Source organism: Actinomadura sp. J1-007 (assembly GCF_009793335.1).
Lineage (GTDB): Bacteria > Actinomycetota > Actinomycetes > Streptosporangiales > Streptosporangiaceae > Spirillospora > Spirillospora yumaensis.
Genome location: NZ_WING01000001.1, coordinates 7,023,491 through 7,042,028 on the forward strand (window position 1 = coordinate 7,023,491; position 18,538 = coordinate 7,042,028).

Consider the following 18,538-nt stretch of genomic DNA (forward strand, 5'->3'; position numbering starts at 1 on the left):
GTGCTGCGCCTGGCCTTGAGCACCGTCCGCACGCGGCGGTTCGGTTTCGCGGGCTCCTTCGTCGCGGTCGCCCTCGCGGTGGCGCTGGTGTGCGCGTGGTTCACCCTGCTGCTGTCGGGGCTCGCCTCGGCGCCGGCCGTCGACCGTTTCGGCGCGGCGCCGCTGGTCGTGCGGATGGATCCCGCGCTGACCGTGCGCACCGGTTCGGGGCAGAACGCCGACCGGGAACGGGTGCCGCTCGACCAGCGGCCGCGCCTGCCCGCGGACGCCGTCGAACGGGTGAGGAAGACCGAGGGCGTCCGGGACGTCATCCCGGACACGCCGTTCTACGCGCAGGTCGTCGGCAGGGACGGCGCTCCCGTGCCCGGCCCGGGAGGCGGGCCCTCACTCGGGCACGCGTGGCGGGCGGCGGCGCTCACGCCGTTCACCGCGCGGGCCGGGCGGGCGCCTGCCGGCCCGGACGAGGTCGTCCTCGACGCGGACCTCGCCCGCAGGGCCGGGGCGTCGCCGGGCGGGACCGTACGCGTCGTCACGGCCGCCGGGACACGCGCGATGCGGGTCGCCGGCGTGGCGTCGCCGCCCGGCCGGTCCGGCCTGCCGGGCCAGGCCGCGCTGTTCTTCGGCCGGGCCGCGCAGGTCCCGCCGCAGTTCCTCGGCGTCGTCCCCGAGGCCGGTGCGGACCCGGACGCTCTCGCGGTACGGCTCCGTTCCGCCGGGGGCGAGGTCCTCACGGGGCGGGACGCCGCGCGGGCCGGTTCTCCCGAGATCGGCGACAGGCTGGAGTACGCGACGCAGTTCCTCGGCCCGATGGGCGGGATCGGGCTGTTCCTCGCGGTCTTCGTGATCGCGGGCACGTTCGGCCTGTCGATCCTCCAGCGCGGCCGGGAGATCGCCCTGCTGCGGGCCGTGGGCGCGACCCCCTGGCAGGTCCGGCGGATGCTCGTGGCCGAGGCGTGCGCCGTCGCGCTGGCGGCGGCGGTGCCGGGATGCCTGCTCGGCCTGCCGCTGGCCCACCTGGTGCTGCGCCTCATGGTCGGCAACGGGATCGCGCCCGCGGACCTCCACCTCTCCGCCGGGGTGCTCCCGTTCGCCGTCGCGACCGGCACCGGACTGGCCGTGTCGCTGCTGGCGGTGGTGCTCTCGGCGCACCACGCCGCCCGGGTGCGGGCCACCGAGGCGCTGCGCGAGGCCGCCGCGCCGCGCCGGACGATGCCGCTGCCGCGGCTGCTGCTCGGCCTGGCCGCGCTCGGCGGGGCGGCCCCGGTGCACCTGCTGTCGCAGCGGGTCGGCGGGGAGGTCGGGGTCGCCTTCCAGTACCTCACCGTCATGATCCTCATGGCCGCCGCGGTGGCGCTGTCGCCGCTGCTGGCCAGGCTGCTGACCCCGGCGGCGGGCGCGGCGGTCGCGGCGGCGGCCCGGACCACCGGATGGCTCGCGGCGGCCGGGTCGCGCGCCGCCGTCCGCCGGGTCGCCTCGGCCGCGTCGGCGGTGATGCTGGGCACCGCCCTGGCGAGCACCGCGCTGCTCGTGGCCGACTCGATCGAGTCGGCCGCCGAGGCGCAGAGCGGTGAACGCGTCGTCGCCGACCGGGTCCTGGTCCCCCGGGACGCGCCGGGGCTGCCCGCGTCGGTGGCGGACCAGGCGCGCGCCCTGCCCGGCGTCGCGGCGGTCTCCCCGCTGCGTTCGACCACGTTCGTCTCCAAGGTGCTCGGCGCGCCGGAGGCGATGGTCGCGCAGGGCGTCGCGCCGGACGCCGTCGGCGCCGTCCTCGCCCCCGGCGTCCGCGCGGGCGGGCTGGCCGCGCTGGCCGGGCCCGGCACCGTCGCCGTCAGCCGGACGCACGCCCGCGAGCGCGGCTGGTCGGTCGGGAGCCGCGTCCGCGGGTGGCTCGGCGACGGCACGCGCGCCGACCTCCGGGTGGTCGCGGTCTACGACCGTTCGCTCGGGCTCGGCGACTTCCTGCTCGACCGTTCCGCGCTGTCGGGCCACCTGCACGAGAGGCTGGACGACGCGGTGCTCGTCCGGGCCCGCGCCGGGGCCGACCTCGACGCGGAGCTGGGCGCGCTGGCCGCGCGCACGCCGACCGTCGAGGTGCTGGACGCCGCCGCCTACGCGCGCCTGGCCCGCAGCGGGCTCGCGCAGAGCACCACGAACGTCTACGTCGTCCTAGGGCTCCTCGTCGCGTTCTCCGCGGTCTCGATCGTCAACACGTGCGTCATGGGCACCGCCGAACGGGCCAGGGAGTTCGCCCTGCTGCGGCTCGTCGGCGCGTCCCGCGGGCAGGTGGTGAGAACGATCTGCCTGGAGACGACGATCGTCGCGGTGATCGGGACGGTCGTCGGCTCCACCATCGGCCTGGCGGCGCTGGCCGGGGCGAGCGGCGCGCTGACCGGGTCGCTCGCCCCGCACGTGCCCCTGGAGCGCTTCGCCGTCGTGCTCGCGGGCGTCGCCGTCCTCGTCCTGCTGGTCAGTGTCCTGCCCGCCGCGATGGTCGTCCGCTACCGCCCGGCCGAGGCGCTCGGCCGCCGCGAGTGACGCCCGCGGGCCCGGGCTCCGCCCGCGGACCGGGACTCCGGCCGCGGGCCGGACTCCGCCCGCGGGCCCGGACCTACGGGGTCACGAGGTCCTCGCCGGTGCGGGACGGCTCGGCGTCGGGGTGCGGGTAGTCGGCCGAACGGTTCTGGAAGGACAGGATCGCGGCGTTCTGGATCTCGCCGTCCCGGATCTCCACGGCCCGCTCGACGGTGTCGTCCCCCTTCCAGGCGCCGGGGCCGCCGAGAACGGTCCGCAGGTGCGGCAGCAGCGCCTCGCCGATCTCCCAGGACGCGGAGTCCCAGAGGTAGGAGGGGCTGTGGTCGACGCCGTAGTGGCGGACGCCGTCGCCCACGGTGAACATGGGGTCGTCGAACGACGTCGGCCGCGCCCAGCCGAAGCCCATGCCCGCGTCGCACGACACGTCCACGACGAGCGTGCCCGGCGAGAAGAGCGGCAGGTCGCCGGTTTCGGCGAACATCAGCGGGGCGGCGGTGTCCTGGAGGACGCAGTTGACCACGATGTCGTGCCGGGCGAGGAACGCGGCCATGTCCACCGGGCCGCCGTCGGTGAGGGCTCGCGTGCGGGACGGGTCCTCGGGATCGCGGTCGAAATGGACGATGCGCGCGGAGTGGATCGGCGAGGCGACGGCGCTGACGCTCCGGTAGGTGAGGATGTCGACGTCGTGCACGCCGAGCGCGTTCAGCGCCGTGACCGCGCCGCGGGCCGTCGCGCCGAAGCTGATGACCGCCGCGCGCCGCCTGCGGCCGTACGCGCCGGTGGCCCCGGTGAGGGTCAGGGCGTGCAGGACGGAGGAGTAGCCCGCCAGCTCGTTGTTCTTGTGGAAGACGTGCAGGCTGAACCCGCCGTCGGGCGTCCAGTGGTTCATCGCCTCGAACGCGATCAGCGTGAGCCGCCTGTCGATGGCGACCTGGGTCAGCTCCCGGTCCTGGACGCAGTGCGGCCAGCCCAGCAGGACCTGGCCGGGACGCAGCTCCCTGAGGTCGTCCGCCAGGGGCTTGAGCAGCAGGATGACGTCGCAGTGGGCGATGAGCCGCTCGCGGGTGAGCAGCCCGGCGACATGGGGCGCGAGCTGCTCGTCGGTGACGCCGAACCCCTCGCCGTACCCGCTTTCGAGGTAGACGCGCGACCGCAGCGCGGGGTCGATCCGCCGCAGGTGCAGCGGGTGGATCGGGAGGCGGCGCTCGTTCTCCTTGCCCGAACGCCCGATGACGCCCAGCCGCAGGCCGCCCGGCCGGAGTTCGGCCGCGCCGGGCCGCGAGGACCGGGCGCGGGCGGTACGCCCGGCCAGACGGACCGGGGGCGCGTGTCCACGGCCGCGGGTCAACGGGTCGGGGCGGTGGAGGGGAGCGGCGGGCGGACGCGCGCGGCGGGTGACCGGGTGAGGGCGTCGGCCAGGGTCGGGCGGACGGTGAGGGTGCGGTCCAGGCCGGAGGCGTGCAGCACGCGGACGAGGTACGGGCGGAGGCCGACGAGGACCAGGTCGGTGCCGAGCGGAGCGGCGCGGCGCCGGAGGCCGATCAGCAGCGCCAGGCCGGACGCGTCGCAGAACGACACCCCGGACAGGTCGAGGACCAGCAGCGGCGGGGCGGGGCGCAGCAGGGCGGCGAGGCGCTGCCGCAGGTGCGGCGTGGCGGCGATGTCGAGCTCGCCGCGCAGCTTGACGACGGTGTGGCCGGGGCTGCGGAGGACGGTGGCGTCCCCCTTGGTATGACGCGGCCGGGGCTCGCCGTGCGTGACGTTCATGTCTCTCCGATGGTCGGGGGTGGCGCGCACGGGCGTGCACGGGCGTGCACGGGCGTGCACGGCGTGCGCGGTCGCGCGGCGTTCGCGCGGGCGGGACGGTTCGGGGCGGGGTCAGCGGTTTCGCCGGAAGCGGGAGGCGCCCCGCGCGGGCCGCAGCCATCCGGCGCCGAAGACCAGCGTGAGCAGCACCGTTCCGGCGACGGCGGCGGCGAACGCGAACGCGAGCGCCAGCAGCGCGGTGGTCGTCATCCAGAAGACGGTGTAGGCGATGAGGACGACCGCGGCGATCAGCACGGGAAGCGCGCGGCTCATCGGGGTCGCCTGGACGGCGCGGTTCTCGCGCGGGCGCACGGGTGGGTGAGTGCGCTTCGGGATCGGCATGGCATCCCCTCCAGGGGGTGGGCCGGTGTGGCGAGACAACCTCAAGGCGGGATGCCGTCAATGCCGGATGTCCGCCAGTCTACGCGACCGCGCACGAACGGACGGCCGCGCCGCGTTCCGCCCGGTGGGACGGCCCCGCGTTCCTCCGTCGGCGAACGATTCCGGAGCGGGCGGGGAGGCGGGGATTGCGGCCCGGGAACGATGAGGTTCTGGTCGCCTTATTGAGGACCGATTCACATGCCTGGTTAACGGCGCTCGGCCGGTAACGGGCCGTCCGGTATTTCGTGCGTTCGGGCCCTGTTGAGTGGGCGCGCTTTTGGCGCCCGTCCGGCGGAGTGAAGGGGGGCGAAGCGGGGCGCTTTGTCGCGCTGGCCGGTGCCGTCCGCAGGGCTCGGGCGCGCGGGCGGCGCGGACGGGTTTGTGCGGCGCCGCCTGCGGTTCGTGGTCCCCGCGGTGCCGCGGGTGCAGGTCCTCGGCGGAGGGCCGTATCATCGGAGCCGACGTTTCAGACGTATAGGAGTCGAGAGTGGCGCGCGCCGAGCGGAACAGTTCCAAGGGCGAGGTTTCCGATCCGCAAACCGGTGCGGACGTCGAAAACGATCCCAGGCGGCAGCTCGTGGAAGAGCGTCGGCGTGCGAAGGACGATATCAGCCGGCAGTACATTCTCGACGCCGCCGAGGTGGTCTTCAGCCGTAATGGGCTGCATGCCGCCACGGTCCGGGAAATCGCCGCGGAGGCGGGATTCTCCAGTGGCGCGCTCTACCGGTTCTTCAAGAGCAAGGACGACATACTCACCCATGTGATGGAACGCAAGGGCCGTCGCCTGGTCGAGGAACTCGAGAAAGCCGCCGACCCCGGTATGCGCCCGGCGCAGCGCCTCCACGCGCTCGCCGAGGCGCAGATGCGCTACTACTCCGCGAACCGCGACTTCTACCGGCTGATCCTCCGTACGGCGGGTCCGTCGTGGTGGACGCTCAAGGCCGAGTTCGACGACATGGGCGTCCAGCGGTTCCACCGCGCGCTCGACATCGAGGCCGAGATGTTCCGCGCCGGGATCGAGGCGGGCGAGTTCGTCGACGACGAGCCCGAGCAGATGGCGGTCGTCTTCGTCGGCATCACGCAGGCGTACCTGACGCGCTGGCTGCTCCAGGACGACGGCGCCTCCGCGTTCGACCGCGGCGAGGCCAAGGACCGGCTGCTCGCCCTGCTCGACCGCGCCTTCGTCCGCCCCGCCGCCCGCTGACCGCCCACGTCCCCACGCCCGTCGTGCACGCCCCCGGCCGCGCCGCCCGGCCGCGCCGCGCCGCGCGCTGATCGTGCGCGTTCCCGGCCGCGCCGCGCGCTGACCGCGCACGTCCCCGGCCGCGCCGGGCGCTGACAGTGCCCGTCTCCAGCCGCGCCGCGCGCTGATAGTGCGCGCCGTCCGGCCGGTTCCCCTTCTCTCCCTGCGCTGAGCTGGGGTTACACGCGTGCCGGTGACCGGATGCGGACGTCCGGCCGGGGGCGCCGCGCGTTCCTCTCCGGTCGCCCCGGCACGCCCCCGAACCTGCGCGCCCGCTTGCGGTGAGGTGTGTCCGGGCGGGTCCGGCGGTGGGCGCGGCGGGGCCCTTCCGGCCGTCCCGGCGGGGGTTGACAGTCGCGGAGCGCGGGCTCAGAGTGAACGTGCGTCACCAAAGTGAGAACGCTCGTTCACTCCACTGCTCATCTCGTTCACAACAGTTCCGCACGCGCAGGACCTGCGCGTTCGCGGCGGCGCCGCCCGGTCAGGGGGCGCCGGAGACCCGTTTCGGACCAGCGGAGGCAGAAGGTGTCGAATGCTCCGAACAATAGCCAAGCGGTCGCTTGCTTGACAGAGCGGGACGCGCCCCCGCGGCGGGTGTCGATCTTCGACACGACGCTGCGCGACGGCGAGCAGGCGCCCGGCAACGCCATGAACCCGGACCAGAAGCTCGAGGTGGCGATGGCGATCGAGGCGGTCGGCGTCGACGTCATCGAGGTCGGGTTCCCGAGCTCCTCGCCGAGCGACGTCGAGGCCACCCGGCTGATCAGCCGCTCGGTCACCAGCGCCCGCATCGCGACCCTGAGCCGCGCCACCCGCGCGGACGTGGACATCGCCGTGGAGGCCGGCGGGACCCGCGGCCACCATCTCCAGATCATGGCCACCGGCAGCGAGATCCACCTGCGGCACAAGCGCGGGATCAGCCAGGCCGAGGCGCAGGACGAGGTGGTGGACGCGATCGCGCACGCCAGGTCCCTCGGCGTCGAGCACGTCACCCTCGGGATCGAGGACGCCTCGCGCGGCTCGGCCGGGCTGCTGCGGCCGCTGGTGCGCGAGTCCGTGGACGCCGGGGCCGACTGCGTCGCGGTCGCCGACACGACGGGCTGCATGACGCCCGGCGAGTTCGGCGGCCTCATCGCGTCCATCCGGAGCTGGACCCGGCCGGACATCGTCATCTCCGCGCACTGCCACGAGGACATGGGCCTGTCCCTCGCGAACGCGCTGGCCGCCGTCCAGCGGGGCGCCGACGAGGTGCAGTGCACGCTCGCCGGGATCGGCGAACGGGCCGGCAACACCGCGCTGGAGGAGCTGGTCGCGGTCCTGGACTACCGGGGCGAGGCGCTCGGGCTCAGCACGTCCGCGCGCCCGGAGGGGCTCCAGGCCGCGTTCGAGAAGCTCAGCGCCGCGATCGGGCTGCCCGCCCCGCGCAACAAGGCGATCTTCGGCGTCAACGCGTTCGCGACGCAGGCGGGCATCCACCAGGCCGGCATGCTCAGGGACCCGATCACCTACGAGTACGTGCGGCCCGACCGGTTCGGCCGGGAGCGCACGATCCTGGTCGGCCGGCACTCGGGCCGCGCGGTCCTGCGGCACGTGTTCGACCAGATCGGCCGGCCGGTCGACGAGGCGGTGCTGGAGGACGTCTACCGCGAGCACGTCGCCAACCGCACCAACGGGGAGTGCATCGACCTCGCGGAGGTCCGCGGCCTCATCAGCGACCGGCTGTCCGAGCTCGCCGGGCCGGGCGGCCGATGAGCGCGCCGCGGACCCTCATCGACAAGGTCTGGGACGGCCACGTCGTGCGCCGCCGCGCGGACGACCCGGATCTGATCTACATCGACCTGCACCTGGTGCACGAGGCCAGCTCCCCGCAGGCGTTCGACGGGCTGCGCGGAACGGGCCGCCGGGTGCGGCGCCCGGACCTGACGCTCGCGCTGGAGGACCACAACGTGCCGACCGACTCGCTCACCATCGCCGACGCGATGGGCCGCGAGCAGGTCGAGACGCTGCGGCGCAACTGCGCCGAGCACGGGATCACCGTGTACTCGCTCGGCGACGGCCGGCAGGGCATCGTGCACGTCGTCGCGCCCGAGCGCGGACTCGTCCAGCCGGGGACCACGGTGGTCTGCGGCGACAGCCACACCTCGACGCACGGCGCGTTCGGCGCGCTCGCCTTCGGTGTCGGGACCGGCGACGTCGAGCACGTGCTCGCCACCCAGACGATGCCGCTGGCGCGCCCGCGCACGATGGCGGTCGAGTTCGCCGGGGCGCTCCCGCCGGACGTGACCGCCAAGGACCTGATGCTAGCGGTCATCGCGCAGATCGGGGCGAACGGCGCGAACGGCCACGTCATCGAGTACCGCGGCGCCGCCATCGAGGGCCTCACGATGGAGGGCCGCATGACGCTGTGCAACCTCAGCGTCGAGGCGGGCGCGCGGGCCGGGATGATCGCACCCGACGAGGTCACCTACCGCTACCTCAAGGGCCGTCCGGACGCGCCGTCCGGCGACGCGTGGGACCGCGCCGAACGGCACTGGCGGACCCTGCCCACCGACGAGGGAGCGCGCTTCGACCGCACGGTCACCGTGGACGCGGCGTCGCTGGCCCCGTTCGTCACCTGGGGCACCAACCCCGGCCAGGCGGTGCCCGTCGATTCCGCGGTGCCCGACCCGGAGGCGTTCGCCGACGAGGCCGACCGCGCCGCCGCGGAACGGGCGCTCGCCTACATGGACCTCGCCCCGGGCACGCCCATGCGGTCGATCGCCGTGGACACCGTCTTCATCGGGTCCTGCACCAACGGGCGGATCGAGGACCTGCGCGCCGCCGCGGACGTGATGCGCGGGCGGAAGGTGGCCGACGGCGTGACGGCCCTCGTCGTCCCGGGCTCGATGGCCGTGCGCCGCGCGGCGGAGGAGGAGGGGCTGCACGAGGTCTTCGCCGCGGCGGGCGCGCAGTGGCGGCTCTCGGGGTGCTCGATGTGCCTCGGGATGAACGCCGACCGGCTGGTGGGCCCGCGCCGCTGCGCCTCGACGTCCAACCGCAACTACGAGGGCCGCCAGGGCGACCGGGCGCGCACCCATCTCGTCTCGCCCGCGGTCGCCGCCGCGACCGCCGTCACCGGACGGCTCACCCCACCGGCAGGTCTGCGATGAACGCGTTGACACCGATCACCGCCCACACCGGCCGCGCCGTCGCGCTGCGGCGCGACCAGGTCGACACCGACCAGATCATCCCCGCCTCGTTCTGCAAGCGGCTCACCAAGAGCGGCTACGCCGACGCGCTGTTCGCGGGCTGGCGCAAGGACCCCGGCTTCGTGCTCGACCGGCCGGAGCACGCGGGCGCGACGGTCCTGGTCGCCGCGCGGAACTTCGGCACCGGCAGCTCCCGCGAGCACGCCGTCTGGGCCCTGCGCGACGGCGGGTTCGCCGCCGTCATCGCCAGCAGCTTCGGCGACATCTTCCGCCGCAACGCCTGGCGGAACGGGCTGCTGGCCGTCGAGCTCCCCGAGGAGGCGGTCGCCGCCCTCGCCGACGCCGCCGAGGCCGATCCCGGCTTCACGGTCACGATCGACCTCGCCGGCCTCACCGTCACGGCGGGCGGGGACCGCTGGGAGTTCACCGCGAACGAGCGGCAGCGCCGGCTGCTGATGGAGGGCCTGGACGAGATCGCGGTGACCCTCGCGGAGGACGAGGCCATCACCGCGTACGAGTCCGCCCGCCACGACTGGCTCCCGGCGGCCGGTCCCCGTACCACTCCCGCGCGATCCCGCGCCCGACTGTGAGGAGCGACGGCTTGGACTCCGTGACGGTCATCCCCGGGGACGGCATCGGCCCCGAAGTCGTCCACGAGGCCCTGCTCACCCTGGAGGCGCTCGACCTCGGCCTCGGGCTCGACGTGCTGGACCACGTGAACGCCGACGCGTACCTGCGCACCGGGACGGCGCTGTCCGACCGGGACTTCGAACGGGTCCGCGCGAGCGCCGCCACCCTGCTCGGCGCGGTGGGCGACCCGAGGACGGACGGCACCGACTACGCGCGCGGCGTCCTGCTGCGCCTGCGCTTCGACCTCGACCTGTACGTCAACCACCGCCCGGCGCGGCTGCTGCACGACCGGCTCAGCCCGCTGCGGCGCAAGGAGCACCGGCCGCTCGACTGCGTGATCGTCCGCGAGAACACCGAGGGCCTGTACGCGGGGATCGGCGGACGGCTCCGGCCCGGCACCCCGCACGAGGTCGCCCTGGACGTCGAGATCAGCACCGGTCACGGCGTCGAGCGCGTGATCGACTACGCGTTCTCCATCGCGCGGCGGGGCGTGTGCATGGTCGACAAGTCCAACGCCGTCCGCAACGGCGGGGGATTGTGGCAGCGGCGCTGGCGCGAGGCGGCGGAGGCGCGGCCCGACATCGAGACCACCCACCTGTACGTGGACAACGCCGTGATGCAGCTCGTCGCGGACCCGACCCGGTTCGACGTCATCGTGGCCAACAACTCCTACGGCGACATCCTCAGCGACCTCGCCGCGGAGCTGGCGGGCGGGCTCGGCGCCGCGACGTCGGCCAACCTCAACGCCGCGACGGGCTTCGGCCTCTTCGAGCCCGTGCACGGCACCGCGCCCGACATCGCGGGGCAGGGCGTCGCCAACCCGGTCGGGGCGATCCTCACCGCCGGGCTGATGGTCGGGCATCTCGGCCACCGGGACGCGGCCAAGGCCGTCACCCGGGCGGTCGACCGGGCCATCGACCTGGAACGGACGACACCCGACCTCGGCGGCGACCTCACCACCGCCGAGGCCGGCGCGGCCGTCCGGGCGGAGCTGCGATGACCGGCGCCGGACCGGACGGGCCGCGCATCGCCCGCCGGGTGGAGCGGATGTCGCCCGGACGCCTGTTCCGCCTGCTCAACGAGGGCCACAAGCACGACGCCGTCGACATGGCGCTCGGCGTGCCCGAGGCGCCGCCCACCCCGCCCGCGCTGGTCGAGGAGGCGTGCGCGGCGCTGCGCTCGGGCCGCAACCAGTACGAGATCCCGGACGGGAGCCTGGAGCTGCGGACGGCGATCGCGGAGTCCCTCGCCGCCCCCACCGACCCCGCCACGATGCTGACGATCACCGTCGGCGCCACCGAGGCGCTGTTCGTCTCGGTGCTCGCCACCGTGGACCCCGGCGACGAGGTCGTGATCCTCGAACCGTTCTACGAGAACTTCGTCAGCGCCGTCGCGCTGGCGGGCGGCACGCCGCGGCTCGTCCGGATGCGCCCGCCCGGCTGGCGGTTCGACCCGGACGAGCTGGCCGCCGCGTTCGGCCCGAGGACCAGCGCGATCATCCTCAGCACGCCGAACAACCCGACGGGCCACGTGCTGACCGCCGCCGAGATCGACACGATCGCCGCGCTCTGCGACCGGTGGAACGCCGTCGCGATCGTCGACGAGATCTACTCCGGCTTCACGTTCGACGGCCACCGGCACCGCTCGCCGGGCGACCATCCGGCGCTGCGGGACCGGAGCCTCGTGATCGGCAGCATGTCGAAGACCCAGGCGGTCAGCGGCTGGCGGGTCGGGTACCTGCGGGCGAGCCCCGCGCTCACCGAGGTCGCCCGGCGCGTCCACGTCGTGGCCTGCGGGGGACGGCCGCGCCGCTCCAGCGCGCGGTGGCGAGGGCCGCCGCGGCGGACCCGGCGTTCTCCACGCCGTCGGACGGGCTGGAGCGGCAGCGCGACCTGACCGTCGCGGCGTTCGCCCAGATCGGCGTCCGGTGCATCCCGCCCGACGGCGGCTGCTACACGATCGGCGACATCCGTCCCGCCACCCGGGAGGACTCCGAGGCGTTCGCGTTCCGGCTGATCGAGGAGGCGGGGGTGACGGTCGCGCCCGGCGGCTACTTCCACCACGACGCGAGGCTCGGCGCGGGGTTCGTGCGGATCTCGTTCAACCGCAGGATCGACACGCTCCTCGACGTCGAGCGGCGGCTCGCCGGGCTGCGGCCCGCGCGCGACGTGGAACAGAGGGTCTGAGCCATGCCGCCACAGAGCACCCCGTCCGGCGCGCCGCACAGCGCCCCGCACCGCGTCCGGCGCGAGGGCGGCGCCTCGCTGTACCGGCCGAGCGGACCGCACACCCGGGAGATCCTCGACGGGCTCGTACGCGACAAGGTCCCGGTGTTCGCCATGCCGTCCTGGTTCGTCAGCGCCGAGGCCGCGCAGGTCGGGTACCTGCTGAGCAGGCTCCTCGACGGGCGCACGGCCGGCGCGCCCGGCGAGCCGCACCAGGCGTTCTACGCCAACTCGCGGCACGAGGCGCTGCACGGCGCGATCAAGCTGCTCCGGCACGGCGGCCGGCGCGACCGCACCGCCCATGGGGGCGCGGTGCTCGTGCTGGACGGGTCCGGACGGCTCCGCGCGACCCTCGACCCGCTCGGCGTCGGACCCGGCGCGGCGCTCGTCCCCGGCGTCGAGTGCGTCCCCGACGCGGAGGGCTTCGGCCGCGCGCTGCGCGGCCGCGCCCACTGCGGCGCGCTGATCGCGGCACCCGGCCGCCTGGGGCCGGCCGCGGTGCGGGAGGCGGCGCGGCGGGCCCGGGGCGCGGGGGTCCCGGTCTGCCTCGACCTGTCGGACTCGGGCCTGGACTGGAGCGGGGAGCCGGACGGCGAGGCGCTGCTCCTCGCCGCCCGGCCCGACCTGGTGGTCGTCGGCGAACGGCTGACCGGGTACGAGGTCCCGTTCGCCGCGATCGTCGGGACCGCCGCCGCGTTCGCGCCGTGGAACGAGCCCGGCAACGCGTTCCTGCACTCCAACACCTACGGCGGCAACACCCTCGCCATGCGCAAGGTCAAGCACCACCTGGCCGGGCTGCTCGGCGGCGACCCCGCCGTCCGCGAGACGCTGGAGCACACCGACCGGGATTGGCGCGCCGTCCTGCGGCTGTACGCGACGCACGTCAACCCCGAGACCGTCCGGCTGCACCGCAGGATGCGCGGGGCCCTGCACGTCGTCCGCGCGGACGGCGCCCGGCTCACCGTCGAACTCGACTCCGGCCGCCGGCTCGACCTGGTGGACGCGGTCTGCGGCGGCGGCCTCGGCGTCAACGGCCACAACCCCGACGACGCCCGCACGGCGGTCCTCGCCGAGCACGACACCGCCGCCGACTACTGCGCCCGGCTGGAGTCGGCGCTCGCCGGGGAGACGGGCCTCGCCCGCGCGTTCCCCGGCGTGAGCGGCGCGAGCGCGGTCGAGACCGCGATCACCCTCGCGGTCCTCGCCCGCGAACGGCAGCGGCGGATCATCGTCTTCCGGCACAACTACGGCGGCAAGACGCTGGCCGCGCTCGTCGCGACGGCCGCCGAGGCGACCCGCGCGCCGTTCGGCCCGCTGTACGACGGCGTCACCTACCTCGACCCGTTCGCCCCGGACGCACCCGAACGGCTGCGCCGCGAGACCGCCTCCGGCGACGTCGGCCTGGTGTGGCTCGAACTCGTCCACGGAAGCTCCGACACCTACCGGCCGCTGCCGGACGAGCTCCTCGCCGCCGTCGAGGAGCAGCGCCGCGCGCACGGGCTGCTCGTGGGCGTGGACGAGGTCCTCACCTCGTTCTACCGCTGCGGGCGGCGCTTCGCCCACCAGGGGCGGCTGCCGCACGTGGACATCGTCACGGTGTCGAAGGCGCTCAGCTACCTGTGCTTCCCGGTGGCCTCCACGGTCGTCTCCGAGGAGGTGTACGAGCGCGCGCGGCTCCGCGAGCCCGGCCTGGTCGAGGAGCTGCGCACCCGCTACCGCAACCAGCTCGGCGCGCACTTCGGGCTGCACTCGGTCGCGCAGGTCGACGCGCTCGGCCTGCCCGAGCGCACCCGTGAGCTCGAACGCGTGCTGGGCGACGCCATGGACGCCCTGCCGGACCGGTCGCCGAGCGTCGGCCGCCGGTTCCGGGAGGGGCTGTTCGTCCGCCTGGAGATGGTCCCGCCCGGCCTGCCGCGCCCCGTCCGGCGCCTGCTGCCCGCGCGGTACGCCGGGCGGCTGGCCGCGAAGGCGGGGGAGTGGTCGGTCATCGCGACCACGACCTGGTGGATCACCCGCGCCCGCGTCTTCGTGCTGTACGACTGCCTCGGCGTCCCCCTGATCGCCGAACCCCGCGACGCCGCCAGGATCGGCGCGGGGATCCGCGCCCTCGCGGCCTGCGGTCCCGCGCGGCTGCTGGCCGCGGCCGCGTTCCACCAGATCGAGCAGAGCCTCCTCGCGGCGGTGCGCCGCGCCCGAGCCCGCTGACCGGCCCGTGCCGGACGGTCCGCGCGACCGCGCCCGGCACCGCGCAGAAACGGAGCGAACCATGCACGACAAGCCCGGACGCAAGGTGTTCGACTACATGGAGGGGTACGTCGTCTGCGCCGTCTACAGCGGCCTGGAGCGGATCGGCAAGCTCGACCGCTTCGCCGAGCACGGCCTCACGGCGGACGACCTCGGCTCCAACGCGTTCCTCACCGAGGCCACCCTCCGGTACCTGTCCCAGCGGGGCCTCGCCCGCGAGGAGGGCGGCGTCCACCGCCCGACCGACCTCGGCCGCGAGCTGTACGCCGACCGCGGCTACCTCAACTGGCTGTCCGGCGGGTACGGGGAGCCGCTGCACGCGTTCGGCGACCTGCTGACGGGCGCCGCGACGTTCGGCGAGCAGGTCGACCGCGACGTCCGCTGGGTCGCGGTCGGCACCGCCCTCGCGGGCGGCAAGGACCTGCGGCCGTACGTGATGGACCTGCTGAACCGGATCGAGTTCAGCCGCGCCGCCGACCTCGGCTGCGGCAACGGCCACCTGCTGATCTCGCTCTGCCGGGCCACCGGCGGGAACGGCGTCGGCATCGACATCAGCGCGGACGCGTGCGCCGAGGCGAGGGAGGAGGTGCGCCGCGCGGGCATGGAGGACCGGATCGACATCGTGCACGCCGACGCCCGCGACCCGTGGGGCGTCCCGGAGCTGGAGGACGTCCAGCTCGCGATGATGTTCTTCTTCCTGCACGAGGTGCTGGAGCTCGGCTACGCCGTCCTCGTGGACTATCTGCGGCAGCTCCACGCGCGGCTGCCCCGCGGCGCGCGCGCCCTCGCCGCCGAGATCAGCCCGCCGCGGGTGGCGTTCGAGACGCCCGAGCTGGTCAGCCCCGAGTACACGCTCACCCAGGCGTTCATGAGCCAGCGGCTGCTGAACGAGGACGAGTGGCGGGCCGTGTGGGAGGAGGCCGGGTTCGAGATGGAGAAGATCGTCCCGACCGACCTGCCGGAGACCCACCTCTACCTGGCCAGGAAGGCATGAGCGCCCCCGCCGGGGAGACCGGCGCGAAACGGGCCGCACCCCTGCCGGAGGCGGCGACCCTGACGAACGTGGGAATCGTCCGGCGCGTCTACGAGCTGTTTGGCGGCGGCGACGTCACCGCCATCCACGAGCTGCTCTCCGAGGACTTCCACTGGGACTACTTCGGCCCGCCCGAGCTGCCCTGGGCCGGAACGTACGTCGGACGCCAGGGCGTCGACCGGTTCTTCGAGATCGTCGGCGGCCTCATCGAGGTCGAGGAGTTCGAGGCCCTCCAGTACACGGCGGAGGGCGACCGGGTCGTCGCCTTCGGGACGAGCAGCGCCAGGGTGCTGGCCAGCGGCGCGCGATACACGACGCACTGGGTCAACATCTTCACCCTCGCCGGAGGCCGGATCACGCGCCTGCTCGACGTCTACGACACCGGCACCGTCCTCGCCGCGCTGCGCGCGCCGTCCACCGGTCCGGGGCCGCGATGAGCGCGATCTACCCGGCGTTCGCGGAGGTGGTGCGGGCGCGACCCGACCGTCCGGCCATCGCCTGGCGGGGCCGCACGCTGAGCTACGCCGAGCTGGACGCCTGGGCGCGGCGTACGGCCGCGTGCCTGCCGGGCCCGCCCGCGCCGGAGGCCGAGGAGATCGTCGGCGTCTGCGCCGGGAACGGCCCGGCGGGCGTCGCGGCGACGCTCGGCGTCCTCGCGTCGGGCCGTGCCTACCTGCCGATCGACCCGGCCCTGCCGGACGCCAGGATCCGCCACCTCGCCGAGGACGGCGGCGTCCGGTGCGTCGTGTCGGACGCCGAGCACGCCTCCCGCGTCCGGGCGCTCGCGCCGTCCGGGACGGAGGTGGTCCTCTGCCCGAACCACCGGACGCCGCCGAGCCCGGCCCCGGCCGGCCCGGACCGGGACGCCGTCCGGGACGCCGCTCGCGGAGGGCGACGGCTCGCGGCTCGCGTACGTCCTCTACACGTCGGGCAGCACCGGAACGCCGAAGGGCGTGATGGTCGAGCAGCGCGGCGTCGTCGCGCTCGCCCGCAACCCCTTCTTCGGGGTCACCGCGGACGACGTGTTCCTGAGGCTGGCGCCCGTCCACGCCGACCCGTCCGTCTTCGAGACGTTCGCACCCCTGTTGAACGGCGCGCTGCTGGCCTTCCCCGACGAGGACCGGCCGAGCGTGCACGGTATCGGCGCGGACGTGCGGCGGAACGGCGTGACCGTGCTGCGGCTCGTCGCCCCCCTCTTCAGGCTCGTCGTCGAGTCGTGCCTCGACGACCTCTCCGGGCTGCGCCTGCTCATCTCCGGCGGCGACCGCGCGTCGCCGTCCGCCGTCGCCCGCGCCGCGCGCGGGCTCCCCGGCTGCCGGGTGGTGAACGGCTACGGCCCCACGGAGGCGACGGTCTACGCCTGCTGCCATGTCATTGCGAACGGCGCGGACGGCGCGGACGAGCGGCCGACCCCGATCGGCGGCCCGATCCCGGGCGTGACGGCGCGGATCCTCGGCGCGGACGGGCGCCCGGCGGACCAGGGCGAGCGAGGGGAGCTCTGCCTCGGCGGCGCGGGCCTGGCCCGCGGCTACCTGAACAGGCCCGAGCTGACCGCCGAACGGTTCGTCACCGACCCCGGGTCGGGGGCGCGCCTCTACCGCACCGGCGATCTGGTCCGGCGCGGCGGGGACGGGCTCCTGGAGTTCCTCGGCCGCCTGGACGACCAGCTCAAGGTCCGTGGGTTCCGGGTCGAGCCCGGCGAGGTCGAGGCCGCCCTCACCGCCCACCCCGCCGTGGGCGCCGCGCTCGTCCGCCTGAACGCCGGACGCCTGGAGGCGCTGGTCGCCCCGGACAACGGCCTCTCCGCACCCGACCTGCGGGCGCACCTGGCGCGGCTGCTGCCCGACCACATGGTCCCCGCCCTGGTCCGGACGGTCGACGTCCTGCCCACGCTGCCGAACGGCAAGCCGGACCGGACGCCGGTGGAGTCCGCGCCGCCGCCATCGGACGCCCGGACCGCGCCCCCCGCACCGGGCTCCGCCGCCGGGAAGGCGCTGGCCGCGATCTGGTCGGACGTCCTCGGCGCCGTTCCCGACCCCGGGCAGGGCCTGTTCGAGCTCGGCGGCGACTCCCTGGCCGCGATGGACATCGCCGCGAGGATCGTCCGCGACCTCGGGGTCAGGGTCGCGCCCGCCGAGGTCGTGGAGGCGCGGACGCTCGCCGGGCTCATCGAACGGGTCGGCGTCGCGCGGGAGGAGGAGGCGGCGCTCCCGACCGGGAACGACCACGCGCCGCTCACCCCCGGCCAGCAGGGAATCTGGATCGACGACCAGGCCGCGGACGTGTCGCGGTACACGATCTCCCGCACGTTCCGCCTGCGCGGCGCGGTGGACCCCGGCGCTCTGCGGCGCGCGCTGGAGGCGGTGGTCGAACGGCACGGTTCGCTCCGTTCGGCCATCACCCGACGCGACGGCGAACTCGTCCAGCGGGTCGGCGCGGGCCGGCGCCCGGCGCTCCGGTTCATCGACCTGAGCGACCGGCCCCCGGGCGAACGCGCCGAAGCGGCACGCGACATCGCACGCGCCTCGGCGGCCGAACCGATCGACCTCGCCTCCGGACCCGTTCTGCGCCTGCTGCTCATCAGGACGGGGCGCGAAGACTGGACCCTGCACCTCGACGTCCATCACATCGTCGCGGACGACTGGTCGCTCGACGTCCTCCTGCGCGAACTGTCGGCGGCCTACGCGGCGGCCCGTACCGGCGAACCGGCGGAGCCGCCCGCGCCCGCCGTCCAGTTCGCCGACTACGCGGCCTGGACGGCGCGCGGCTCCGGCTCCGGCTCCGGCGGCGCCGGGCCCGCGGCCACCGCGGCGTGGTCCCGGAGGCTCGCGGGCTATCCGGGGCTGATCGACCTTCCGACGGACCATCCGCGTCCGCGCGTGCTGAGCGGGCGCGGCGGGCGCGTGCGCCGCGTGCTCGGCCGCCGGGCCGCCGACCGCGTCGCGCGGCTCGCGCGGGAGCACGACGTCAGCCGCTACATGGTGGCGATGTCGGCCGTCTACCTGCTCCTGGCCCGCTACTCCGGGCAGGAGGACGTCTGCGTGGGCACGCCGGTCGCCGGCCGGGACGTCCCCGGAACCGAAGGCACGATCGGCTACTTCGCGAACCTCCTGGCCGCCCGGATCTCACCGGACGCCGGGGCGACCGTGCCGGAACTGCTGGCCCACGTCCGCGAGGTGTGCCTGGAGCTGTACGCCGACCAGCGCGTCCCGCTCCACGCCGCCGGAGCGGGAGCCGGAGCCGGAACGGGAACGCT

14 protein-coding genes and 2 pseudogenes are annotated in these 18,538 nt (G+C 75.1%); 13 read left to right on the forward strand and 3 right to left on the reverse strand.

The genetic code is table 11. The annotated features are described in order from the left end of the window. On the forward strand, nucleotides 1-2,535 hold the full coding sequence (locus tag GEV43_RS31885; RefSeq protein WP_160823845.1) for an FtsX-like permease family protein: 2,535 nt from the start codon (nucleotides 1-3) through the stop codon (nucleotides 2,533-2,535). Nucleotides 2,536-2,608: 73 nt separating this feature from the next. Here GEV43_RS31885 and GEV43_RS31890 read toward each other — a convergent pair whose 3' ends face one another. The 3 genes from GEV43_RS31890 to GEV43_RS31900 all read right to left on the reverse strand — a co-directional run bounded on the left by GEV43_RS31890 (nucleotide 2,609) and on the right by GEV43_RS31900 (nucleotide 4,680). Continuing rightward, nucleotides 2,609-3,880, reverse strand: a complete 1,272-nt coding sequence (locus tag GEV43_RS31890) for a N(5)-(carboxyethyl)ornithine synthase (protein ID WP_206681357.1) — start codon at nucleotides 3,878-3,880, stop codon at nucleotides 2,609-2,611. Beyond that, nucleotides 3,877-4,299: an STAS domain-containing protein gene (locus GEV43_RS31895; RefSeq protein ID WP_160823846.1), complete on the reverse strand. Its 423-nt coding sequence runs from the start codon at nucleotides 4,297-4,299 to the stop codon at nucleotides 3,877-3,879. The genes GEV43_RS31890 and GEV43_RS31895 overlap by 4 nt, the downstream gene beginning before the upstream one ends. Nucleotides 4,300-4,410: 111 nt before the next feature. Beyond that, the gene (locus GEV43_RS31900; RefSeq protein WP_160823847.1) at nucleotides 4,411-4,680 is read right to left on the reverse strand and encodes a hypothetical protein; all 270 of its coding nucleotides are present in this window, start codon (nucleotides 4,678-4,680) and stop codon (nucleotides 4,411-4,413) included. A 526-nt stretch (nucleotides 4,681-5,206) separates the two neighbouring features. Here GEV43_RS31900 and GEV43_RS31905 point away from each other — a divergent pair. The 12 genes and pseudogenes from GEV43_RS31905 to GEV43_RS31960 all read left to right on the forward strand — a co-directional run. Next, on the forward strand, nucleotides 5,207-5,923 hold the full coding sequence (locus tag GEV43_RS31905) for a TetR/AcrR family transcriptional regulator (RefSeq protein WP_160823848.1): 717 nt from the start codon (nucleotides 5,207-5,209) through the stop codon (nucleotides 5,921-5,923). A gap of 603 nt (nucleotides 5,924-6,526) precedes the next feature. Beyond that, the gene (locus GEV43_RS31910; RefSeq protein WP_160823849.1) at nucleotides 6,527-7,714 is read left to right on the forward strand and encodes a LeuA family protein; all 1,188 of its coding nucleotides are present in this window, start codon (nucleotides 6,527-6,529) and stop codon (nucleotides 7,712-7,714) included. Then, nucleotides 7,711-9,111, forward strand: coding sequence for a 3-isopropylmalate dehydratase large subunit (leuC, locus tag GEV43_RS31915; RefSeq protein ID WP_160823850.1), 1,401 nt, complete (start codon nucleotides 7,711-7,713; stop codon nucleotides 9,109-9,111). Before GEV43_RS31910 ends, leuC begins: the two co-directional genes overlap by 4 nt. 5 nt (nucleotides 9,112-9,116) lie before the next feature. After that, nucleotides 9,117-9,740: a 3-isopropylmalate dehydratase small subunit gene (gene leuD, locus GEV43_RS31920; RefSeq protein ID WP_160824911.1), complete on the forward strand. Its 624-nt coding sequence runs from the start codon at nucleotides 9,117-9,119 to the stop codon at nucleotides 9,738-9,740. Nucleotides 9,741-9,760: 20 nt separating this feature from the next. Next, nucleotides 9,761-10,780 carry an isocitrate/isopropylmalate family dehydrogenase gene (locus GEV43_RS31925; RefSeq protein ID WP_309240059.1) on the forward strand — a complete coding sequence of 340 codons (1,020 nt, stop codon included), beginning with the start codon at nucleotides 9,761-9,763 and terminating at the stop codon, nucleotides 10,778-10,780. Then, complete coding sequence (locus GEV43_RS53370) at nucleotides 10,777-11,676, forward strand: pyridoxal phosphate-dependent aminotransferase (RefSeq protein ID WP_160823852.1); 900 nt, start codon at nucleotides 10,777-10,779, stop codon at nucleotides 11,674-11,676. The genes GEV43_RS31925 and GEV43_RS53370 overlap by 4 nt, the downstream gene beginning before the upstream one ends. Next, a complete protein-coding gene (locus GEV43_RS53375) occupies nucleotides 11,604-11,966 on the forward strand; it encodes an aminotransferase class I/II-fold pyridoxal phosphate-dependent enzyme (RefSeq protein WP_160823853.1) in 363 nt (120 codons plus the stop codon). The genes GEV43_RS53370 and GEV43_RS53375 overlap by 73 nt, the downstream gene beginning before the upstream one ends. Before the next feature lie 3 nt (nucleotides 11,967-11,969). Further along, nucleotides 11,970-14,210: an aminotransferase class III-fold pyridoxal phosphate-dependent enzyme gene (locus GEV43_RS31940; protein WP_160823854.1), complete on the forward strand. Its 2,241-nt coding sequence runs from the start codon at nucleotides 11,970-11,972 to the stop codon at nucleotides 14,208-14,210. Nucleotides 14,211-14,271: 61 nt separating this feature from the next. Then, nucleotides 14,272-15,243, forward strand: coding sequence for a cyclopropane-fatty-acyl-phospholipid synthase family protein (locus GEV43_RS31945; RefSeq protein WP_160823855.1), 972 nt, complete (start codon nucleotides 14,272-14,274; stop codon nucleotides 15,241-15,243). Further along, nucleotides 15,240-15,719, forward strand: coding sequence for a nuclear transport factor 2 family protein (locus GEV43_RS31950; protein WP_160823856.1), 480 nt, complete (start codon nucleotides 15,240-15,242; stop codon nucleotides 15,717-15,719). Before GEV43_RS31945 ends, GEV43_RS31950 begins: the two co-directional genes overlap by 4 nt. Then, nucleotides 15,716-16,078 (forward strand): annotated as a pseudogene (locus tag GEV43_RS56445) (AMP-binding protein); the annotation flags it as partial. The gene GEV43_RS31950 and the pseudogene GEV43_RS56445, both read left to right, overlap by 4 nt. 94 nt (nucleotides 16,079-16,172) lie before the next feature. Continuing rightward, a pseudogene (locus GEV43_RS31960) lies at nucleotides 16,173-18,488 on the forward strand (condensation domain-containing protein); the annotation flags it as partial. Nucleotides 18,489-18,538 lie beyond the last annotated feature (50 nt).

What these genes read in the sequence shown, in the direction of transcription:
- GEV43_RS53370 (WP_160823852.1), top strand. Translation starts at nt 10,777, where the DNA reads ATGACCGGCGCCGGACCGGACGGGCCGCGCATCGCCCGCCGGGTGGAG.
- GEV43_RS31945 (WP_160823855.1), top strand. Translation starts at nt 14,272, where the DNA reads ATGCACGACAAGCCCGGACGCAAGGTGTTCGACTACATGGAGGGGTAC.
- GEV43_RS31940 (WP_160823854.1), top strand. Translation starts at nt 11,970, where the DNA reads ATGCCGCCACAGAGCACCCCGTCCGGCGCGCCGCACAGCGCCCCGCAC.
- GEV43_RS31900 (WP_160823847.1), bottom strand. Translation starts at nt 4,680, where the DNA reads ATGCCGATCCCGAAGCGCACTCACCCACCCGTGCGCCCGCGCGAGAAC.
- GEV43_RS31895 (WP_160823846.1), bottom strand. Translation starts at nt 4,299, where the DNA reads ATGAACGTCACGCACGGCGAGCCCCGGCCGCGTCATACCAAGGGGGAC.
- GEV43_RS31950 (WP_160823856.1), top strand. Translation starts at nt 15,240, where the DNA reads ATGAGCGCCCCCGCCGGGGAGACCGGCGCGAAACGGGCCGCACCCCTG.
- leuC (WP_160823850.1), top strand. Translation starts at nt 7,711, where the DNA reads ATGAGCGCGCCGCGGACCCTCATCGACAAGGTCTGGGACGGCCACGTC.